General features: G+C 63.9%; 20 protein-coding genes. 10 read left to right on the forward strand and 10 right to left on the reverse strand.

The genetic code is table 11. The features are described 5' to 3' along the window. Positions 1-19: 19 nt before the first annotated feature. The 4 genes from ASD73_RS04505 (at position 20) to ASD73_RS04520 (ending at position 6,515) form a co-directional block, all read left to right on the forward strand. Positions 20-2,311, forward strand: coding sequence for an EAL domain-containing protein (locus ASD73_RS04505; protein WP_056368788.1), 2,292 nt, complete (start codon positions 20-22; stop codon positions 2,309-2,311). A gap of 723 nt (positions 2,312-3,034) precedes the next feature. Next, positions 3,035-4,987 carry a ribonucleoside-diphosphate reductase subunit alpha gene (locus tag ASD73_RS04510; protein ID WP_056368787.1) on the forward strand — a complete coding sequence of 651 codons (1,953 nt, stop codon included), beginning with the start codon at positions 3,035-3,037 and terminating at the stop codon, positions 4,985-4,987. A 120-nt stretch (positions 4,988-5,107) separates the two neighbouring features. Then, on the forward strand, positions 5,108-6,172 hold the full coding sequence (locus ASD73_RS04515) for a ribonucleotide-diphosphate reductase subunit beta (protein WP_056368781.1): 1,065 nt from the start codon (positions 5,108-5,110) through the stop codon (positions 6,170-6,172). Between the two features lie 118 nt (positions 6,173-6,290). After that, positions 6,291-6,515, forward strand: a complete 225-nt coding sequence (locus ASD73_RS04520) for a hypothetical protein (protein WP_039576499.1) — start codon at positions 6,291-6,293, stop codon at positions 6,513-6,515. A 41-nt stretch (positions 6,516-6,556) separates the two neighbouring features. Here the strand turns inward: ASD73_RS04520 and ASD73_RS22195 are convergent, their stop codons facing one another. After that, a complete protein-coding gene (locus ASD73_RS22195; protein WP_082521354.1) occupies positions 6,557-7,369 on the reverse strand; it encodes a hypothetical protein in 813 nt (270 codons plus the stop codon). A gap of 208 nt (positions 7,370-7,577) precedes the next feature. Between ASD73_RS22195 and ASD73_RS04525 the strand changes: the two genes are divergently transcribed. Beyond that, complete coding sequence (locus ASD73_RS04525) at positions 7,578-7,892, forward strand: GIY-YIG nuclease family protein (RefSeq protein WP_056368778.1); 315 nt, start codon at positions 7,578-7,580, stop codon at positions 7,890-7,892. Positions 7,893-8,134: 242 nt separating this feature from the next. Beyond that, on the forward strand, positions 8,135-8,848 hold the full coding sequence (locus tag ASD73_RS04530; RefSeq protein WP_156407303.1) for a hypothetical protein: 714 nt from the start codon (positions 8,135-8,137) through the stop codon (positions 8,846-8,848). A 32-nt stretch (positions 8,849-8,880) separates the two neighbouring features. Here ASD73_RS04530 and ASD73_RS04535 read toward each other — a convergent pair whose 3' ends face one another. Then, a complete protein-coding gene (locus ASD73_RS04535; RefSeq protein WP_156377283.1) occupies positions 8,881-9,378 on the reverse strand; it encodes a hypothetical protein in 498 nt (165 codons plus the stop codon). Positions 9,379-9,808: 430 nt separating this feature from the next. Here ASD73_RS04535 and ASD73_RS04540 point away from each other — a divergent pair, with 430 nt between their 5' ends. The 3 genes from ASD73_RS04540 (at position 9,809) to ASD73_RS04545 (ending at position 10,924) form a co-directional block, all read left to right on the forward strand. Continuing rightward, positions 9,809-10,018 (forward strand): hypothetical protein, encoded by a 210-nt coding sequence (locus tag ASD73_RS04540; RefSeq protein WP_056368772.1) that lies wholly within the window; start codon positions 9,809-9,811, stop codon positions 10,016-10,018. Between the two features lie 76 nt (positions 10,019-10,094). Beyond that, the gene (locus ASD73_RS22990; RefSeq protein WP_200934875.1) at positions 10,095-10,259 is read left to right on the forward strand and encodes a hypothetical protein; all 165 of its coding nucleotides are present in this window, start codon (positions 10,095-10,097) and stop codon (positions 10,257-10,259) included. A 158-nt stretch (positions 10,260-10,417) separates the two neighbouring features. After that, the gene (locus ASD73_RS04545) at positions 10,418-10,924 is read left to right on the forward strand and encodes a hypothetical protein (protein ID WP_056368770.1); all 507 of its coding nucleotides are present in this window, start codon (positions 10,418-10,420) and stop codon (positions 10,922-10,924) included. A 258-nt stretch (positions 10,925-11,182) separates the two neighbouring features. Here ASD73_RS04545 and ASD73_RS04550 read toward each other — a convergent pair whose 3' ends face one another. Beyond that, positions 11,183-11,422 (reverse strand): DUF2171 domain-containing protein, encoded by a 240-nt coding sequence (locus ASD73_RS04550; RefSeq protein ID WP_056368769.1) that lies wholly within the window; start codon positions 11,420-11,422, stop codon positions 11,183-11,185. A gap of 138 nt (positions 11,423-11,560) precedes the next feature. Between ASD73_RS04550 and ASD73_RS04555 the strand changes: the two genes are divergently transcribed. After that, positions 11,561-12,334: a hypothetical protein gene (locus tag ASD73_RS04555; protein WP_156407302.1), complete on the forward strand. Its 774-nt coding sequence runs from the start codon at positions 11,561-11,563 to the stop codon at positions 12,332-12,334. Here the strand turns inward: ASD73_RS04555 and ASD73_RS04560 are convergent. From ASD73_RS04560 to mnmA, 7 genes are all read right to left on the reverse strand, one after another. Continuing rightward, positions 12,331-12,906, reverse strand: a complete 576-nt coding sequence (locus tag ASD73_RS04560; protein ID WP_156377284.1) for a thermonuclease family protein — start codon at positions 12,904-12,906, stop codon at positions 12,331-12,333. The genes ASD73_RS04555 and ASD73_RS04560 overlap by 4 nt on opposite strands. 122 nt (positions 12,907-13,028) lie before the next feature. Continuing rightward, on the reverse strand, positions 13,029-13,349 hold the full coding sequence (locus ASD73_RS04565) for a hypothetical protein (protein ID WP_056368764.1): 321 nt from the start codon (positions 13,347-13,349) through the stop codon (positions 13,029-13,031). A 56-nt stretch (positions 13,350-13,405) separates the two neighbouring features. Beyond that, on the reverse strand, positions 13,406-14,098 hold the full coding sequence (locus tag ASD73_RS04570; RefSeq protein WP_082521355.1) for a DsbA family oxidoreductase: 693 nt from the start codon (positions 14,096-14,098) through the stop codon (positions 13,406-13,408). 346 nt (positions 14,099-14,444) lie between these two features. Then, a complete protein-coding gene (locus ASD73_RS04575) occupies positions 14,445-15,029 on the reverse strand; it encodes a histidine phosphatase family protein (RefSeq protein WP_056368762.1) in 585 nt (194 codons plus the stop codon). 119 nt (positions 15,030-15,148) lie between these two features. Next, entirely contained in the window at positions 15,149-15,634 is a 486-nt protein-coding gene (locus ASD73_RS04580; RefSeq protein ID WP_056368760.1) for an NUDIX domain-containing protein, read from the reverse strand. Between the two features lie 11 nt (positions 15,635-15,645). Continuing rightward, the gene (locus ASD73_RS04585; protein WP_056370291.1) at positions 15,646-16,068 is read right to left on the reverse strand and encodes a hypothetical protein; all 423 of its coding nucleotides are present in this window, start codon (positions 16,066-16,068) and stop codon (positions 15,646-15,648) included. A gap of 63 nt (positions 16,069-16,131) precedes the next feature. Next, entirely contained in the window at positions 16,132-17,286 is a 1,155-nt protein-coding gene (gene mnmA / locus ASD73_RS04590; protein WP_200934876.1) for a tRNA 2-thiouridine(34) synthase MnmA, read from the reverse strand. Between the last annotated feature and the right edge of the window lie 21 nt (positions 17,287-17,307).

The raw sequence follows: 17,307 nt of genomic DNA on the forward strand, positions 1-17,307 counted from the left end.
GCAATTGCTGGAGACGTGCGTGCCCATCCCGGTCAAAAGTCTGATCATCAGCTGGCGAACCATCGCACTGTCGCTGCTCATTACGCTGGCGGTGGGCATTTCGTCGGCTGGCGAAATCGCCGACCGGGTGCTCGACGCCGTCGTCGGCCGTCTCGCCAATCGCGCGGTTACCGGGCAGGTCGTTGTCGTAGCGCTCGACGAGCGCACAATGGCGCAATCGCCCAACCGCAACTTTTCGATGACGCAATATGCGAATGTGGTTGATGCCGCGAACCGGGCCGGCGCCAAGCGCCTCCTGATCGATTTCTATTTCGACCGGCGGGAGGCGGACCGCGACTTCCCGCTATTCGTCGATGCGGTAAGGAATATGGGCGACCGCGTGGTGCTGGCCGTCTCGACGCGCCAGGTCCCCGGAAGCGACGAAAAGGTTACCACCTTTCCCAGCAAGCAATTTGGCCCCGATGTTCCTATGGCGAGCATCGCCATCGAAAGCGAGTTTTGGCAGGTCTGGAGCGCTCCGATCGCTTATCGCGCCGAAGGCCGGCTCCTTCCGACCTTTGCCGCGATCATTGCCGGCAGGCATAGCGATACGCCGAAGAGCTTTCGCCTCGATCTCGGCTACAACACCCGGACAATCCCGGACTATAGCGCGGCCGACCTGCTTTCGGGCAAGGTGGGCACGCGCGAACTGGCTGGCAAGGATGTGATCTTTGCCCCGACCGCGCCCAGCTTTCAGGATTATTTCTATCTGCCGGGGCATAATCGCATTCCCGGTGGTTTCCTTCACGTCATCGCCGCGGAAACGCTGAAGCGCGGGAATCCCGTCGACATCGGCTGGATTCCGCCGCTGCTATTCGCTGTCGCGGCGACGGGGCTGGCGCTGCTCCCGCGCTTTCAACGTGCCTTCGCGCCGATCGCCCTGGGCACGACGGCCACCCTCATCGGCGGCAAGATCTTCCTCGGCACCATGCTCGTCACCTCGTGGATCGGCGCCGCGCTCTTCTTCATCGCCGCAATCGCTGCCAACGTGTCGCGCACCCGCCGCCGCGCTTCGGCGCAACGCGAGAACCCGGTCTCGGGCCTGCCCAATTTCGAAGCGCTGCGGTCGCTGCCGCCCTTCGGCAGCGCGACCGTCGTCGCGGCGAAGGTCGTCAATTTCGAGGATCTCGCCGCTTTCATTCCGGGCGATGGTATCGCCAAGCTCGTCGAACAGGTCACGCGCCGCCTCCAGCTCGCCTCGCAGGGCACGACGCTGCACCACGATCTCGACGGCACCTTCGCCTGGCTCGTCCCCTATTATCAGCACAGCCAGATCGAAGGGCAGCTCGCGGGGCTTGCCGCGCTGTTCAACGCGCCGCTGACGATCGGCGAGCTACGCGTCGACGTCGCGATCGCCTTCGGGGTCAACGACGAGTTCGAAGGGTCGAACGCGCAGCGCCTCGCCGCCGCGCTCGTCGCCGCCGAACGCGCGATCCGCACGCGCTCGCTGTGGACCAAATATACCTCGCGGCAAAAGGAAGACGCCGGCTGGCAGCTCTCCTTCCACTCGCAGCTCGAGGACGCGCTCACTGGCGGCGACATATGGGTCGCCTTCCAGCCGCAATATCAAATCGCGACGCAGAGGCTCGTCGGGGTCGAGGCGCTCGCGCGCTGGACGCACCCGACGCGCGGACCGATCCCGCCCGACGAGTTCATCGTCCAGGCCGAAAAGAGCCAGGACATTTATCGCCTCACGCTGTTCGTGATGGATCAGGCGATCCGCTCGGCCGCGCAGCTGCGCGAACGCGGGCTTCCGATTAACATGTCGGTTAACCTTTCGGCGAGCCTGCTAGACCACAGCGACCTCGTCGGCACGATCCGCGTGATGCTCACCGCTCATCACCTGCCGCCCGAGATATTGACGATCGAGATCACCGAAACCGCGCAGATCGAAAACAGCCGTCAGGCGCGCCAGACGCTCGCCCAGCTGCGCCGCACCGGCATCCGCCTGTCGATCGACGATTATGGCACCGGCCAGTCGAACCTCGAATATCTGACCGAGATCGAGGCCGACGAGATCAAGATCGACAAACGATTCGTGATGACGATGCGCGATTCGCAGCGAAACCTCGAAGTCGTGAAATCGACGATCGATCTCGCGCACCGTCTCGGCGCCGTCGCGGTCGCCGAAGGCATCGAAGACGCGGAAACCATGGCGCTTCTCGCCAGTCTCGGCTGCGATGTCGGCCAGGGCTATCATCTTGGAAAACCTCAACTGTTTTCAGAGCTGACCGCCACCCTCACCGCTCACCCCCAGAACCGCTCCGCATAACTGCCAAACTGGCAGCAATGCTTATAGTTAAGACTCGATTTACCTTAATAATTAAGGTATACGCGCCGTTAACTGTTCCTCGTGGGCAGTGCGAACAGGAGATTTATCATGGGTTGGTTTTGGCGATTCCTGGGCGGCACCGGTACGGACAGTGCTGGCGGTCAGGCCTAAGCAGAAATAGGTTTCAGGAGGGGCTCCGGCATCGCCGGGGCCCTTTCTTTTTGTCCGGAGCCCGCATCGCGGCCTGCTGCAGGATGACCGCTTGCCAGTGCGGTGATCCGCACCGGAAGGGCGTCACCGGCGTCACCTTTCGCTCCGGCCTTCCCATTCAAAAATTCCGCTTTTCGATCCGTCGATGCCAATCGCGCCGCAAACCCGCGGAAAGGCTGGCGCGGCGCCTCGCGCTCGTGCATCAGCCGCGACGAGACGAATCAAATTATCGACGAGTTGAGTCCCCGTTCTGTCATTTACCGTCTTGCATCATTGCGCCGACGTGGCACTATAGGTGGTGGGTCACACACGGGGGCACCCCAATAAATAGTATTCGGCTGCAACTGGCGGATTTCCGTCGTCCATCCCATATGGGCACGGGAAAACCTTCCTTGCGCCCAAAAAAAGTGCCCACGTGGACAGGTTTAGATGCTAGGGTCGGGGCTTCGCCCTGAGTCGAACAAGACAGGAACAAAGCGCACCGGGTGCGCGTTCAGATCGGGGGCGAATAAGATGGATTTTCGGGAAACGGAACGGGTGGAGACGAGCGACGTGGCGACGGTGGAACTGACGAAGAATGAAGCCCCCGTGGCAAGCGACTCGAAGGGCGAATCGGCTCCCGATGCGGCACCGACGGCGAAGCTCAACGACAGCAGCGAGGCCAAGGTCCACGCGCGCCGATTCGAGGTCGTGACCGATCGCAGCCGCGACGCGCTGCTCACCGACTTCGGCAAGGAAACGCTCGAGGATCGCTACCTCCTCCCCGGCGAATCCTATCAGGATCTCTTCGCGCGCGTCGCGTCGGCCTATGCCGACGACCAGGAGCATGCGCAGCGCCTCTACGACTATATCTCGAAACTGTGGTTCATGCCCGCGACCCCCGTTCTCTCGAACGGCGGCACCGGCCGCGGCCTGCCGATCAGCTGCTATCTGAACTCGGTCCCCGACAGCCTCGAAGGCATCGTCGAGACGTGGAACGAGAATGTCTGGCTCGCCAGCCGCGGCGGCGGCATCGGCACCTATTGGGGCAGCGTGCGCGGCATCGGCGAACCCGTCGGGCTCAACGGCAAGACCAGCGGCATCATCCCCTTCGTCCGCGTCATGGACTCGCTCACCCTCGCGATCTCGCAGGGCAGCCTGCGCCGCGGTTCGGCCGCCTGCTATCTCGACATCTCGCACCCGGAGATCGAGGAGTTTCTCGAAATCCGCAAACCGTCGGGCGATTTCAACCGCAAGGCGCTGAACCTCCACCACGGCGTGCTGATCACCGACGAGTTCATGGAAGCCGTCCGCGACGGCACCGAATTCAACCTGCGCAGCCCCAAGGACCAGAGCGTCCGCGGCAGCGTCGACGCGCGCTCGCTGTTCCAGAAGCTCGTCGAAACGCGCCTCGCGACCGGCGAGCCCTACATCATCTTCATCGACCAGGTGAACCGCATGATGCCGAAGCATCACCGCGACTTGGGCCTCAAGGTCACCACCTCGAACCTCTGCAGCGAAATCACGCTGCCTACCGGCCGCGACCATCTGGGTCAGGATCGCACCGCGGTCTGCTGCCTCTCGTCGCTCAACCTCGAAACGTGGGACGAGTGGAACGGCGACAAGGGCTTCATCGAAGATGTCATGCGCATGCTCGATAACGTCCTCCAGGATTATATCGACCGCGCCCCGCCCGAAATGGCGCGCGCCAAGTACAGCGCGAGCCGCGAACGCTCGGTCGGCCTCGGCGTGATGGGCTTCCACAGCTTCCTCCAGGCACGCGGCCTGCCGTTCGAGGGCGCGATGGCGAAGTCGTCGAATCTCCGCGTCTTCAAGCATATCCGCGCGCAGGTCGATCAGGCGTCGATGCTGCTCGCCAAGGAACGCGGCCCCTGCCCCGACGCCGCCGATCAGGGCGTGATGGAGCGCTTCAGCTGCAAGATGGCGATCGCGCCGACCGCGTCGATCTCGATCATCTGCGGCGGCACCAGCGCGTGCATCGAGCCGGTGCCCGCGAACATCTACACGCACAAGACGCTGTCGGGCAGCTTCTCGATCCGCAACCCGCACCTCGAGGCTTTGCTTGTCGACAAGGCGAAGAACAGCGACAATATCTGGAACTCGATTCTGGAGAAGGGCGGCAGCGTCCAGCACCTCGACTTCCTGTCGCAGGACGAGAAGGACTGCTACAAGACCAGCTTCGAGATCGACCAGCGCTGGCTGCTCGAACTCTCGGCCGACCGCACGCCCTATATCGATCAGGCGCAGTCGCTGAACCTGTTCATCCCCGCCGACGTCGAGAAATGGGATCTGCTCATGCTCCACTACCGTGCGTGGGAACTCGGCATCAAATCGCTCTATTATCTCCGCTCGAAATCGGTGCAGCGCGCCGGCTTCGCGGGCGGGGTCGAGGCCGACAACACCGCCGAAGCCCCGGTGTACGACCTGCAGACCACCGATTACGACGAGTGTCTGGCCTGCCAGTAAAGCTTATCCTCCCTCGTCACCCCGGACTTGATCCGGGGTCCACGCGAGGGAGCAGAGCCCATCGATGGATTCCGGCTTTCGCCGGAATGACGAAAAAAATCTGACCCGAGGATAGCCGCCATGCCGTTGTTAGAATCCCGCAACACCTACAAGCCCTTCGAATATCCGTGGGCGTTCGATTTCTGGAAGCGCCAGCAGCAGATCCACTGGGTTCCCGAGGAAGTGCCGCTGGGCGAGGATTGCCGCGACTGGGCGCAGAAGATCAGCGACCACGAACGCAACCTGCTCACGCAGATTTTCCGCTTCTTCACGCAGGCCGATATCGAGGTGCAGGATTGCTACCACGACAAGTACGGCCGCGTGTTCAAGCCGACCGAAATCAAGATGATGCTGACCGCGTTCAGCAACATGGAAACCGTGCACATCGCGGCTTATTCGCACCTGCTCGACACGATCGGCATGCCCGAAAGCGAATATGGCATGTTCCTCGAATATGACGAGATGCGCGCCAAGCACGACTATATGCAGCAGTTCGGCGTCGACAATGACGAGGATATCGCGCGCACGCTCGCGATGTTCGGCGGATTTACCGAGGGCCTCCAGCTCTTCGCCAGCTTCGCGATGCTGATGAACTTCCCGCGCTTCAACAAGATGAAGGGCATGGGCCAGATCGTCAGCTGGTCGATCCGCGACGAAAGCCTCCACTGCGAAGGCATCATCAAGCTGTTCCACACCTTCACCAAGGAACGCGACTGCCTGACCAAGGCGGTGAAGGAAGACATCATCGACACCTGCCAGAAAACGGTGCGGCTCGAGGATGCGTTCATCGACCTCGCGTTCGAACAGGGCCCCGTCCCCGGCATGACGCCCAAGGAAATCAAGCGCTACATCCGCTACATCGCCGACTGGCGCCTCGGGCAGCTCGGCTTCGCGCCGATCTACATGATCGAGGAGCACCCGCTTCCCTGGCTCGCCCCGCTGCTCAACGGCGTCGAGCACGCCAACTTCTTCGAAACGCGCGCGACCGAATATAGCAAGGGCGCGACGCGCGGCGAGTGGAACAATGTCTGGTCCAGCTTCGACAACCGCAAGAAGGCCAAGGCGAACGACGACGGCGCGCCCGTCATCACCGCCGAAACCGACGGCGACGACATGTTCAAACAGGCGGGCATCGCCGCCGAGTAAATTCTGCTCCCCTCCCGCAAGCGGGAGGGGCAGCGAGACTTGCCAGCTGGCTGGCTAGTCGCAGCGGGGTGGGCTACCGAGGCACAAAGCCACCCGGCGACCCACACAGGAAAAGCAAATGACCGAAAAACAGAAACTCATCATCCTCAGCCAGCCGCAGCGCACGACGCTCGAAGGCCTGTCGAACCGCCGCCCCCAACTCCCCACCGACCCGATCCGCGACGAACTCGTCACGCTGGGACTGGTCGTGAAGCAGGGCGCCAAATGGGCGCTGACCCCGCAGGGCAAAAAGGTGCTGGCGGCGAGCTCGAACCGGCGGAATGCGGGCGGGTTTTCGGTTTGAGGGCGATTTGGCGCGTAGGTTAAAATGGCCGCGTGCAGAAGCTAAGAAACAGTTTTAGAAATCTTCGCGACACCATCTATTAGATCTTGAACTTGATCTGACGTTGGATCGGCAGCCTTTTTATGATCACACAAATTTCTTATATCGCCTAAATGTTGGATGAATCTCCACTGCGATACATCAATGATATTATTATCTTTAAGTAGGTCATTGAGGACAGAAATTGTAGGATTCTGCTTAACGATTTTTATCGCATGGTTACCGCAAACCGCTTTTAAATGACTCTCTAACACAACGCCAGCGACAGCCCCGGCTGCTCGCGTAAACTTATTTTTTAGCAGTACACGAGCGGCGTCAATCTCATCATCGAGCAAATCGGCTTGGACCAACGACAGAATCTCGAAAAGTGAACTTTTGAATCTTTGCTCAGAGGATTCAAATATATTCCGCTGTATGCGAAACTGCGGAAGAGCGGCAGTAGTATCTACCTTAACTTCTCCCCAAGAGTCTGAAACCCTCAATCCCTGCAAATAGTCGTGGATCACGTAATTTCCAAACTTTATATCCTTCCTGCCCTTGGGAACCTCATACAAGGCAGTAAAATCATTCACTCGATCTGGAATAAGCTGCCGCACTATAGCAAGAGACTCTGAATACCATTTTTGGTAATCTCTATGAAAAGAAGGTAGATCTTTTACAAATTTATCAAGACCATCTTCGTTTTTAAATTGCTTATTTAGCTGTTCGCGCATTTCTTCCGGAAACAAATCAAATTGCATCCTAAGCTCAAGCTGAAAGCCAAGATCTTTTAGGCGCTTGAAGTCCTCTTCGTAGCGATCCAAATTAGACGCCATGTCACTCCCCCAAATCTAGTTTCGTCATCGTTTAGATTAACGGCGTTCCCGTGACGATGTATCGACCTCGCATGACGCATCAATCTTGCTCCGCCCTTGACCCTAGATCAAGTCCGGCATGACGACCCGAAGAGACGCCTCAAATCCGACCCAATCTTCGTCACCCCGGACTTGATCCGGGGTCTATCGCCGCCCTAGCCTCCACCCCATGCACGCCGACTTCCAGCCCTGCGCCTATATCATGGCAAGCGCGCGGCACGGCACGCTCTACACCGGCGTCACCTCGCACCTGATCCAGCGTATCTGCCAGCACCGCGACGGCAGTTTCGGCGGCTTCACCGACCGCTATGGCGTCAAAACGCTCGTCTGGTTCGAACTCGCCGGGACGATGCACGCCGCGATCACGCGCGAAAAGCAGATCAAGAACTGGCAGCGCAAGTGGAAGATCGACCTGATCGAGGCGGCAAACCCGGATTGGCGCGACTTGGCTGAGGAATTGGGATTGCCGCCGCTGGGTGGGTGACGGCCCTCCACCACACCTCCCCCCTCATTCGTCATGCCGGACTTGATCCGGCATCCATAGCAGCGCCGGCGTCATGGACCCCGGATCAAGTCCGGGGTGACGAAAGAGGGGTAGCATTTCTTGTTTCTAAGCCTTCGCGCGAAGCTCAATCCCCGCGCCGCACCGCGCGCCAAATCCTATTTCGCACACCCCACCCCAAAAACCGCTGTCCTACATTATTCGCCTATGCTCCAAACTGGCAGATGAGCCACATGGCCCCCATCCCCGCGCCCGACGCGACACCCGCTCCCACGACCGAAACCACCCCCGCGCTCGACGCGCACGGCCACGACCCTGCCGCTTACGACTGGGTGCCGGTGCTGAAAAAGCGCCGCAAGGACGGCTGGTCGCCCGACAGACAGCGCGCCTTTACCGAGGCGCTGGCCGACAGCGGCTCGGTCGCCACCGCCGCGCAATGTGTCGGCATGTCCGAATCCTCCGCCTATCGCCTGCGCCGCGCGCCGGGGGCGGAGGCGTTCGACCGCGCCTGGTCGGCGGCGATCGACGCGGCGTCGAAGAAATTGCTCGACGCCGCTTTCGAACGCGCGCTGGTCGGCAGCGAAGAGCCGGTGTTCGACCGCGACGGCAACCGCGTCGGCCGCTGCCTGCGCCAGAGCGACCGCTTGCGGATGTTCCTGCTGCGCGCCTATGGCCCCGACCGGTTTCGCGACGCCGGCCCCGACCGCATCGCCGCCCCCGCCACCACCCCGGTGGCCGAGGCGTTGGTCCATCTGCACCCCGAACCGCCGGCCGCGCCCGCCGCGCTGATGGCCCCGGGCGATCTCGCGGTGGCGCTGGAAGTGGCCGATCTGTGCGACGGAGAACTACCGCACTGGTATCGCGACGACGCGGGCGAAGCGGTCCCGGCGTCGCCGGCGATGCCGACGCGCGATGACGACAGGGCTGAACTTCGCTGAACTTTGGGACCGCCAGAGCGACCCCGCGCGCGTCAATGCACGGTAACCGGCCGCATCGCCCCGCTCACCCGCGCCACCGCGAACATCACCCCGTCGCGCACTACCTCGGGCGGGTCTTCGAGCATATAGAGCTTCACCAGCTCGCGCGTGACTTCGCTGTCGTCGTCGACGACCAGCCGCAGCGATTCCACCCCCATATTGCCGCGCGCCACCACCACGTCGCGCACCAGCGCGAGCGGCCAGCGCGCGCTGCCGCCGCGATAGAGCGTCACCCCGTCGTGGCGCAGATAATCGCCGCGCCGCCGCCACATACCGATCACATAGGCCCACACCGCCAGCACCGCGGCGATCCCGAGCAGCAGCAACGGCTGCCCGAACACCATGTTCCAGAAGGCATCGACCGGAGTGCCGCCCCAGTCGAGCCGCGCGGCGAGCACGCCGAGCAGCACCGCGCACGCGAATTGCCACCCCACCAGCGGCGCCGCGCGCAGCCGTGCCACCACCACCATTTTCCGGTCCCCGTCAGTCATCGCGGCCTAAATAGGGATCGTCGCCGCCCCGCGCTACCCCGCCCCGGCTTATGCCCTTTCGCGCCGGTGCGAAACAGGACCGCGCGCGCCTTTCCGACATTGCCGCCGCGTGCCAGCCTCGCGCCCCTCGCTCTTTTGAACCGTTGAAATCCGCAGCCGCCCCGCCGCGCGAATACATCGCACGCGCGCGCGACCTTTGCGACCTTTGGTCCGGGCGCGCCGTGGGCGACCTTTGCGATCTTCGCTCCGCCCTCCCCCGTGCCGACGCCTTGTTCCGAGGCGCGAAGAGGCGGCAAGTCTGACAAGCTGCCCCCCCCATCGGCCCGCCCGCTTATCCCACTCGCCGAACGCCAAAGGGCGCGGACGGGCAGGCGACCGGCGGGCACCGCGACGCTGCAAAGGGAACCTAAGGGTGAAGCATCCGTAAGTAATGCGGCGCGACGGCTGCGCCCAGGGAGTCGAGATCATCGAGACCAGAATCCTCATTGCCTACGGCCTGATCCTGTTGCTGGTCGCGGCGGCGATCGCCGGCATCGCGTACCTGCGCCACAACCGCCACGACCGCAAAATCGCCCGCCAGCGCGCGCGCGAACAGCTGCGTCAGAATGCGCGCCGCGACGCGGCGTCCCGACCGGACTAACCGCCCCGGCCGCACGACGGATCGCCGCCCGCCGCGCCGGATCCTTGCTATACTCCGGCGCGAAAGGAGAAAGCCCATGCAGGCTGTAACCGAAGGCGACCGCCGCAAGGAGGTTCGCATCCTCCTCGATCAGATTCAGGCGCACCCCGAACGCGACTGGACCGCAGCGCGCCAGCGCCTCGCTACCCTCAACAAACTGATCGCCGCGCCCCGAAAACCATCACGTTCGCAACCGCATTAGCCACTCGTCGCTCGCGCGCGCCGGTCCGTCGCAACCGGCCGGGCGCGATGCAACAATCGGACATTGCACAAGTTTGTCCCGTTAAGGCATCGGCGCCGCCCCCTTCCCCCCCGCGGGGCGCGCCGATGCCTGACCCAGATCCCACGACGGAGACAGACATGCGCAAAGCATTTGCCCTTCTGACGGTCGCCCCCGCCCTCCTCGTCGTCCCCGCGCTCGCCCAGACCGCACCCGCGCCCGCGCCCGCGCCCGCGCCGGCCCAGCTCGCCCCCGACGGCAGCGCCAACGTCAATCTCGTCGGCAAGGTCGGACTGAAAGGCGGCGCGGTCGATGCTGCTGTCGATGGCGTCACCAACCCCGTCGGCGGCACTGTCGACCGCGTCGACAGCACGGTCGGCAAGACCGTCGATGCCGCGAACCTTACTCTTGCGACGCGCGAACAGGTGCGCGCGGGGGCCGAACTTTACGACACCGGCGGCAACAGCGTCGGAACGGTACAGAGCGTCGAGGGCGACACTGCGGTCGTGGTCCGCGGCGGCAAGCTCTACAACGTGCCGATCGCCCAGATCTATCATGGCGCGGTGGGTGCGACCCACGGCCTCGTCACCAAATTGTCGAGCGCCGAAATCCAGGCACGCACCACCGCGGCGATCGAATCGCGCTGACACACGGAACTAGCCGCGGCGACCCCTTGCAATAAGGGACGTGGCCGCGCTGGGGGGAGCCGGGTGCACTCGGCTCCCCGCCTTAAAATTCAGGAGACCGCATCGCGCCAGCGATCGGGGAGGGAGCCGGGACACCGGCTCCCTTTCGCCGTTGTGCCGAGCCCGCAAATGAAAATGGCCCGCCCCAGGGGAGGGGACGGGCCAGTTCGGTGCCGGCGCGCCCGATTGCGCCGCCGGCCCTCTGTTATCTCGTCGGGGCTATTCGGCCTCTTCGAACAGGTCGACCGCGTTCGCGGCGTTCGCCGACAGGCGGACCGTGTCGCCCTCGACCGCCGCGACGAGGCCGGCGGGCAGGTAGTGATGCTTGCCGTCGCCGCTGTCGGCCTTGGTCAGCTTGATGCGTTCGCCGTCGAGATGGTCGACGGTGCCGATGTGGACGCCGTCCGCGCCGACAACATTCAGACCTTCCTTGATCGCGCTATGGTCATGCTCTGCCATGGTCATTCTCCTTGCCGCTCCGGGGAGGGGAGCCTGGCCATCATACGCGCAGAAAGCGAGTCGGCTCCATACACCAGGGCGAGCCGCCCCAAAGCCGCGCCGCTTTCCATACGGCCGCCGCACCGCTACCCTCCGGCGATGCGCCCCCTTTCCATGCTCGCTGCCGTCGCGCTTCTTGCCGCGCCGCTCCCCGCCCTCGCCTGCTCGGTCGCACCGGACTACCGCGTCCCGACCAACCTCGAACTGGTCGAAGGCGCCGACCTCATCCTGCTCGGCACCGTGACCGCAGGCGATTTCGAACCCGACAGCACGCCGGAACAGATGATTGCGGTGGAGCCCTTCGCGGCGCTCAAGGGCGCGATGCCGAACGCGCCGATCGCCCTGCCCGCCATGATCGCGGCCGATGCCGACATTCAGCTCAGCAATCCTTATGAACTTCAGGAAGCGCATCCGCAGAGCCTTGCCGGCGCGTGCGTCCGCTATGTCTTTCCGCGCGGGTCGCGCGTGCTCTTCTTCCTCGATCGGCAGGACGGCACATGGCACGCGGCGGGCGGCCCGTTCAGCCGCTGGGCCGAGGATGTGCTGACCGACGACGCCCCCTGGCTGCAGGCGGTGCGCTTCTACATCGAGGTCGCGCGGCTGCCCGAAGAAGACCGCGCCGCCGCGCTCACCGCGCGCCGCGACGAACTCGGCGCGCTTGGCGACGACCCGGTCGCCCAGCTGATCGCCGCGGACATCGACCGCCAGCTCGCCGGACCGAACGCGCCGCTGAAGGGCTCAATCGAACTCCCTCCGGCGGAACACGACACCATCGAGGAAGCGGTGGAAGAAGCCCAGGCGGCCGCCGAGGCCGCCGACGCGGCGGCGGATGCAGCGGCCAAAGAGGCCGAAGCCGTCATCCCGAACGATTAGCACCAGGCGCGCCGCGGCCCCTCCCAAGGTCGCGCCAGCCCTTCATCAACGAGCACCGACCCGACGCTTGCCCCGCCGCGCGTGACGATGCGCAGCTTGCGGCCATAACGGTCGGTGCCGCGCCCGGCGCTTTCCAGACTGAAGGCGCCGGCATTCAGCCATGCGCGGAGCCGTTCGGTCGCGGCCTCGCCGAGCGCCGCCTCCTCGGCACAGCGCGCAGGATGCGTTTCGGGGGTGTCGATGTCGGCGATGCGATATTTGTCGCCCGCGAACCAGAAGGTGTCGCCATCGACGACGCAATTGCTGCCGCCGCCGCTGTGACAGAGCGCGAAGCGCGCCGACAGCGCGTCGCGCGCTGCTGCGCCTTCGCCGCCCGCGAACATGGACGCCACGGGCGCGGACACCGCTTCGGCGCCGCCCGGAAAGCGCTGAAAGGGCGCGAGCGCGGCGACGAAGGCGACCGCCATCACCGGCGCCAGCCACAAATTCGACCGGATGGCGCGCCGTCTGCGCACCGGCCTGCTGCGGCGGGCGATACGGCGCTGCGGATAGTGAAAATCGGGTCCGGACATGCCGCGACCCTAGCGGTCGAGGCTTAGCAAAATCCCAACGAGGCGGCTCCGCTATGGCGAACAAAGGGCGTCAATCACGCCCGGTACGGCGCCGTTTTGACCCTCAACCTGGCGGCGAACGATCAGGGCGCGCCGCGTGGCTCGTCGTCCTCGACCCCGCCCGGGCCAAGCTCGTCATCCTCGTCGTCGTCGCTGCGTTCGCCGCGATAGGCGTCCATGTCGATCACACCCGACCGCTCCATCTGGTTCATATGATCGACCAGATCCTGCACATCGTCGCTATCGTCGCCGCTGCTGACCTTGTCGCTGTCTTCCTGCGGGCGGTCGCGGCGCGCGGCTTCAGCGACGCTCTGCGCCTGCGCGTCCTCGTCATCCTGCTCGCGGTTGCGCGCTTCGGGCGCCTCGTCGGCTTGGACATCTGCTTTGCGGGGATCGTCGATCATGGCCGGCTCCTTTTAGTGGGGTAGCCGGGAAACGCGCGGGATTGCGCCGCCGTTCCTCAGGCGGCGGCCGCCAGCACTTTCGTCTCGATCACGCGAATGAACACCTCGGGATCCTGCGCCCCCGGGATCAGCATCCGCCCGCCGAGAATGAAGGCGGGCACCCCGGTGATATTCTGGTCGGCCCAATAGGCTTCCTCGGTGCGCACCATCTCGCCGAACTCGCCCGACGCCAGGATCGCCGCCGCCCGCGCGCGGTCCAGACCTACCGACGCCGCGACATCGGCCAGTACATCATGGTCGCTCACATCGCGATTGTCGGTGAAGTGCGCAGTGAACAACGCGAGCTTCAACGCGGTCTGGACGCCCGTCGCCGCATCCTGCTCGGGCTCTTCGAGCGCACCCGCCCAGGTGAGCAGGCGGTGCGCATCGAAGCTGTTGCGCATCCGGAACTCCGGCCCGCGATTGAAGGTGAAGCCAAGGTCGGCGGCGACCCCCGCCATCTTGCCGCTGTTCGCGCGGCTCTGCTCGGCGCTGATCCCATATTTGCGCATGACATGCGCCCCGGCATCCTCGCCCTCGGGCGACATATCGGGGTTAAGCTCGAACGGATGCCACTGAACGCGGAAATCCAGCCGTCCCGCAAAATGGTCCATGACCTTCCGGAACTTCAGCCAGCCGATGATGCACCAGGGGCACATCACGTCGGACACGATGTCGACGCTCAGGCGCGGCACGCGCGGTTCGGTCAAATTTCTTCTCCTGCCGGCACGCGCCGCCGCACTCAGTCGGAACGGCGATCCTTACCCGTCCGCCGATCGCCCTTTCGGCGATCCGGCCCTTTGTAATTCGGGTCGTCGGTCGTCCGGCGGTCACTCGACCGCCGCTCCGAACTCGCCCTTTTGTCCTCATCGCTTGTCATACGCTTCCTCCCCACCACAAAGGAAAACAGAAGCGACCCGGCGCGCAATAACTCACAAAATGGTTAAAAAGACAAGCAACGCGGGAAATCCGCCGTTTGTGGGCGGGTCAGCCTTGGGGTGGATACGACAGGCAGTTTGCAGCCACATCTCGAATGGCGGACATCCCCGATCCGCGTCAGCTGACGCGAATAGGCTCAACGCGCCCATTGGCTAACCGCCATATTACGTCCTGCGGAACGGGCAAACCGAGGGCATCGTCCTTGGCCAGACCGAGATAGGCTCCCCGAATGAGGCGCCCCACTAATCCATGCGACACGGCAAGTACGACGCCTTGTGAGCCATCCAGCCATTGAGACACTCGCGCCATGGCAGCATCATAGCTTTCGCCATTGGGTGACCGGAAAAACCAGTCGAACGGGGTCGTTTCGTCCAATCGCCCCGGCCACTGGGCGTCGATGTCCATATGTGTAAGACCGTCCCACGAACCAACCGAAACCTCGGCAATTCGGGGCTCCCACTGGGGCTCCGGAAACTTTCCAAAAGTTTTGATGATGGCGGTGGTTTCGCGCACTCGGCCTAACGGACTTGCGACCAACACATCTATCTCGGCCGCCACTGCGGCAAGGTACCGTCCGTATGCGGCTGCCTGTGCCGCACCCTTTTCTGTCAGGCGAGAGTCGAGCTTTCCTTGAAAGCGGCCAGAGGCGTTCCATTCGGTTTCACCATGCCGAACCAGATAAATTTCATTTTGCGACGACATAGCCACGGAACACCTTCCAATTCTGGTTCCGAGACTCTTACAAGTGCTACGCCTCGGCCGCCACTAGCATGCTCCCGCCGATGTCCGGCTCGTCGGCGCCTTGCCGAACCATTCATGGATCAGATCATCTGAAACGACCCGCTCTTCTCAAAAGCGGTATAAGCCTCGATGCTTCGGCGCATATTCTCGAGCATCGGGGGCAGGTTGTCCGGGCGAAACCATCGCAGGTCCAGCGTTTCCGATCCGTCGGCGGTTACAGCGCCGTCAAATTCGGTCGCGTAGAACATCATGACGAAGAACTGGCAAACATCGCCGTTCGGGAAGCGCACCGTCTCATAGCCCGGATCGCTGCCGAAGCCGAAGGGCACGGGATTTCGAATGCGAAGTCCCGTCTCTTCAAGCGTCTCGCGGACGACCGCCTCCGTCAGATCTTCGCCCTCTTCCGCATTTCCGCCGGGAAGGCCCCACACGCCGAAGTCGCTTCGATGTTGCGGGAGAATAGACCCGTCGCTCCGGATTATCACGACGCGCGCGCCCGGGACGAGCAGGCAGCGGCTCCCGACGAGCGAACGCAACTTTCCTAGATAGCTGTCCGCGAAACTCATCGGATCGCCCGCTATCCAGCGTCGACGGGCATCGCATTATCAACCGCCGCCACCGGCCGCGACAACACCCACCAGCTTCCGACCATTAGCAGCACGGTCAGCGCCTCGATGATCATCGCCTGCACGATCCCCGTATTGACCGCGTCGCCGCTCGCCACCCCGAACAACCGGCCGGCAAGCGCCGTGCCGTACAGTGCGGCGGGCACGAGCAGCGCGCGCAGCCAGCCCGGCACCAGCGCGCCGATCGCGGCCGCGCCGGCGGCGACAAGGAAAAAGGCCGACAGGTCGGCGCGGATCGTATTGGTCGCGGGACCCTCGACCAATATGCCAAAGGTCTCGGTATAGCTCGCGGGGTCGAACAACCCGCGCGCGCCAACGATGACAAAGAACAGCGCCCACAGCAGGACGGCGCCGCGCAAGACCCAATTGACCATCATTCTTCTCCCTGTTTCCGGCGAAGCTGCGCCATCGGGGAAGAAAGTTCAATCTATTCCGGGTTAAAGGCCGTCCGCCGCGAAGGTCTCTTCGATCCAGCCGCCGCCCAGCACGCGCGAATTGTCGGCGGCATCGTACAGCACCGCCGCCTGTCCCGGCGCGACGCCATATTCGGCCTCGGCGAAGATCAGCCGGTCGCCCGCGACACGCGCGGGCACCGGCTTCGCCATGCTGCGCACCTTTGCCATCACATCGCGCCCGTCGACGGCGCCCAGCCAGTTCGCTTCGCCCAGCCGCGCGCCGGAAACCGCGAGCGCGCGTCGCGGCCCGACAACCACCGCTTTCGTCCCGGCTTCGAGGCGCACCACGTAAAGCGGCTCGGCCTGTCCGCCGATCTCGATCCCGCGCCGCTGTCCGACCGTATAATGAATCAGGCCCTTGTGGGCGCCGAGCACGGTGCCGTCGACATGGACGATCTCGCCCTGATCGTCGGCCTCGGGGCGCAGCTTGCGCACCAGCGTCGCATAATCGCCGTCGGGCACGAAACAAATATCCTGGCTGTCGGGCTTGCCCGCGACGCCAAGGCCAAGGTCGCGCGCAATCTCGCGCACGACGCTCTTTTCGAGCCCGCCGAGCGGAAAGCGCAAAAAGTCGAGCTGGTCCTGCGTCGTCGCGAACAGGAAATAGCTCTGGTCGCGCGCCGGGTCGACCGCGCGGTGCAGTTCGGCGCCCGCGGGGCCCATCATACGGCGGACATAATGACCCGTCGCAAGGCAGTCGGCGCCCAGCTCCTTGGCGAGCCGGAACAGGTCGGTGAACTTCACCCCCATGTTACAGCGCACGCACGGAATCGGCGTCCGCCCCGACAGATATTCGTCGGCGAACTGGTCGATCACCGTGTCGCGGAAGCGGCTTTCATGATCATAGACATGGTGCGCGAAGCCCAGCCGGTCGGCGACCGCGCGCGCGTCGCGGATATCCTGTCCGGCGCAGCACGCGCCGACGCGCTTCGCCTTGGCGCCATGATCGTAAAGCTGGAGCGTCACGCCGATCACCTCGGCGCCCGAACGCGCGGCGAGCGCCGCGACGACGCTCGAGTCGACTCCGCCCGACATCGCAACGACGATTCGCCGGTCTTTCAGCGGCATCGGCAGCTGAAAGTCGGCCTGGGCAAGCCCGGCAGGGGAAGGAATCGTCTCGATCATGATCGGCGCCATCTAGGGATGCATACGCAAAAA

The sequence above is a fragment of the Sphingopyxis sp. Root154 genome (genome assembly GCF_001427105.1).
GTDB lineage: Bacteria > Pseudomonadota > Alphaproteobacteria > Sphingomonadales > Sphingomonadaceae > Sphingopyxis.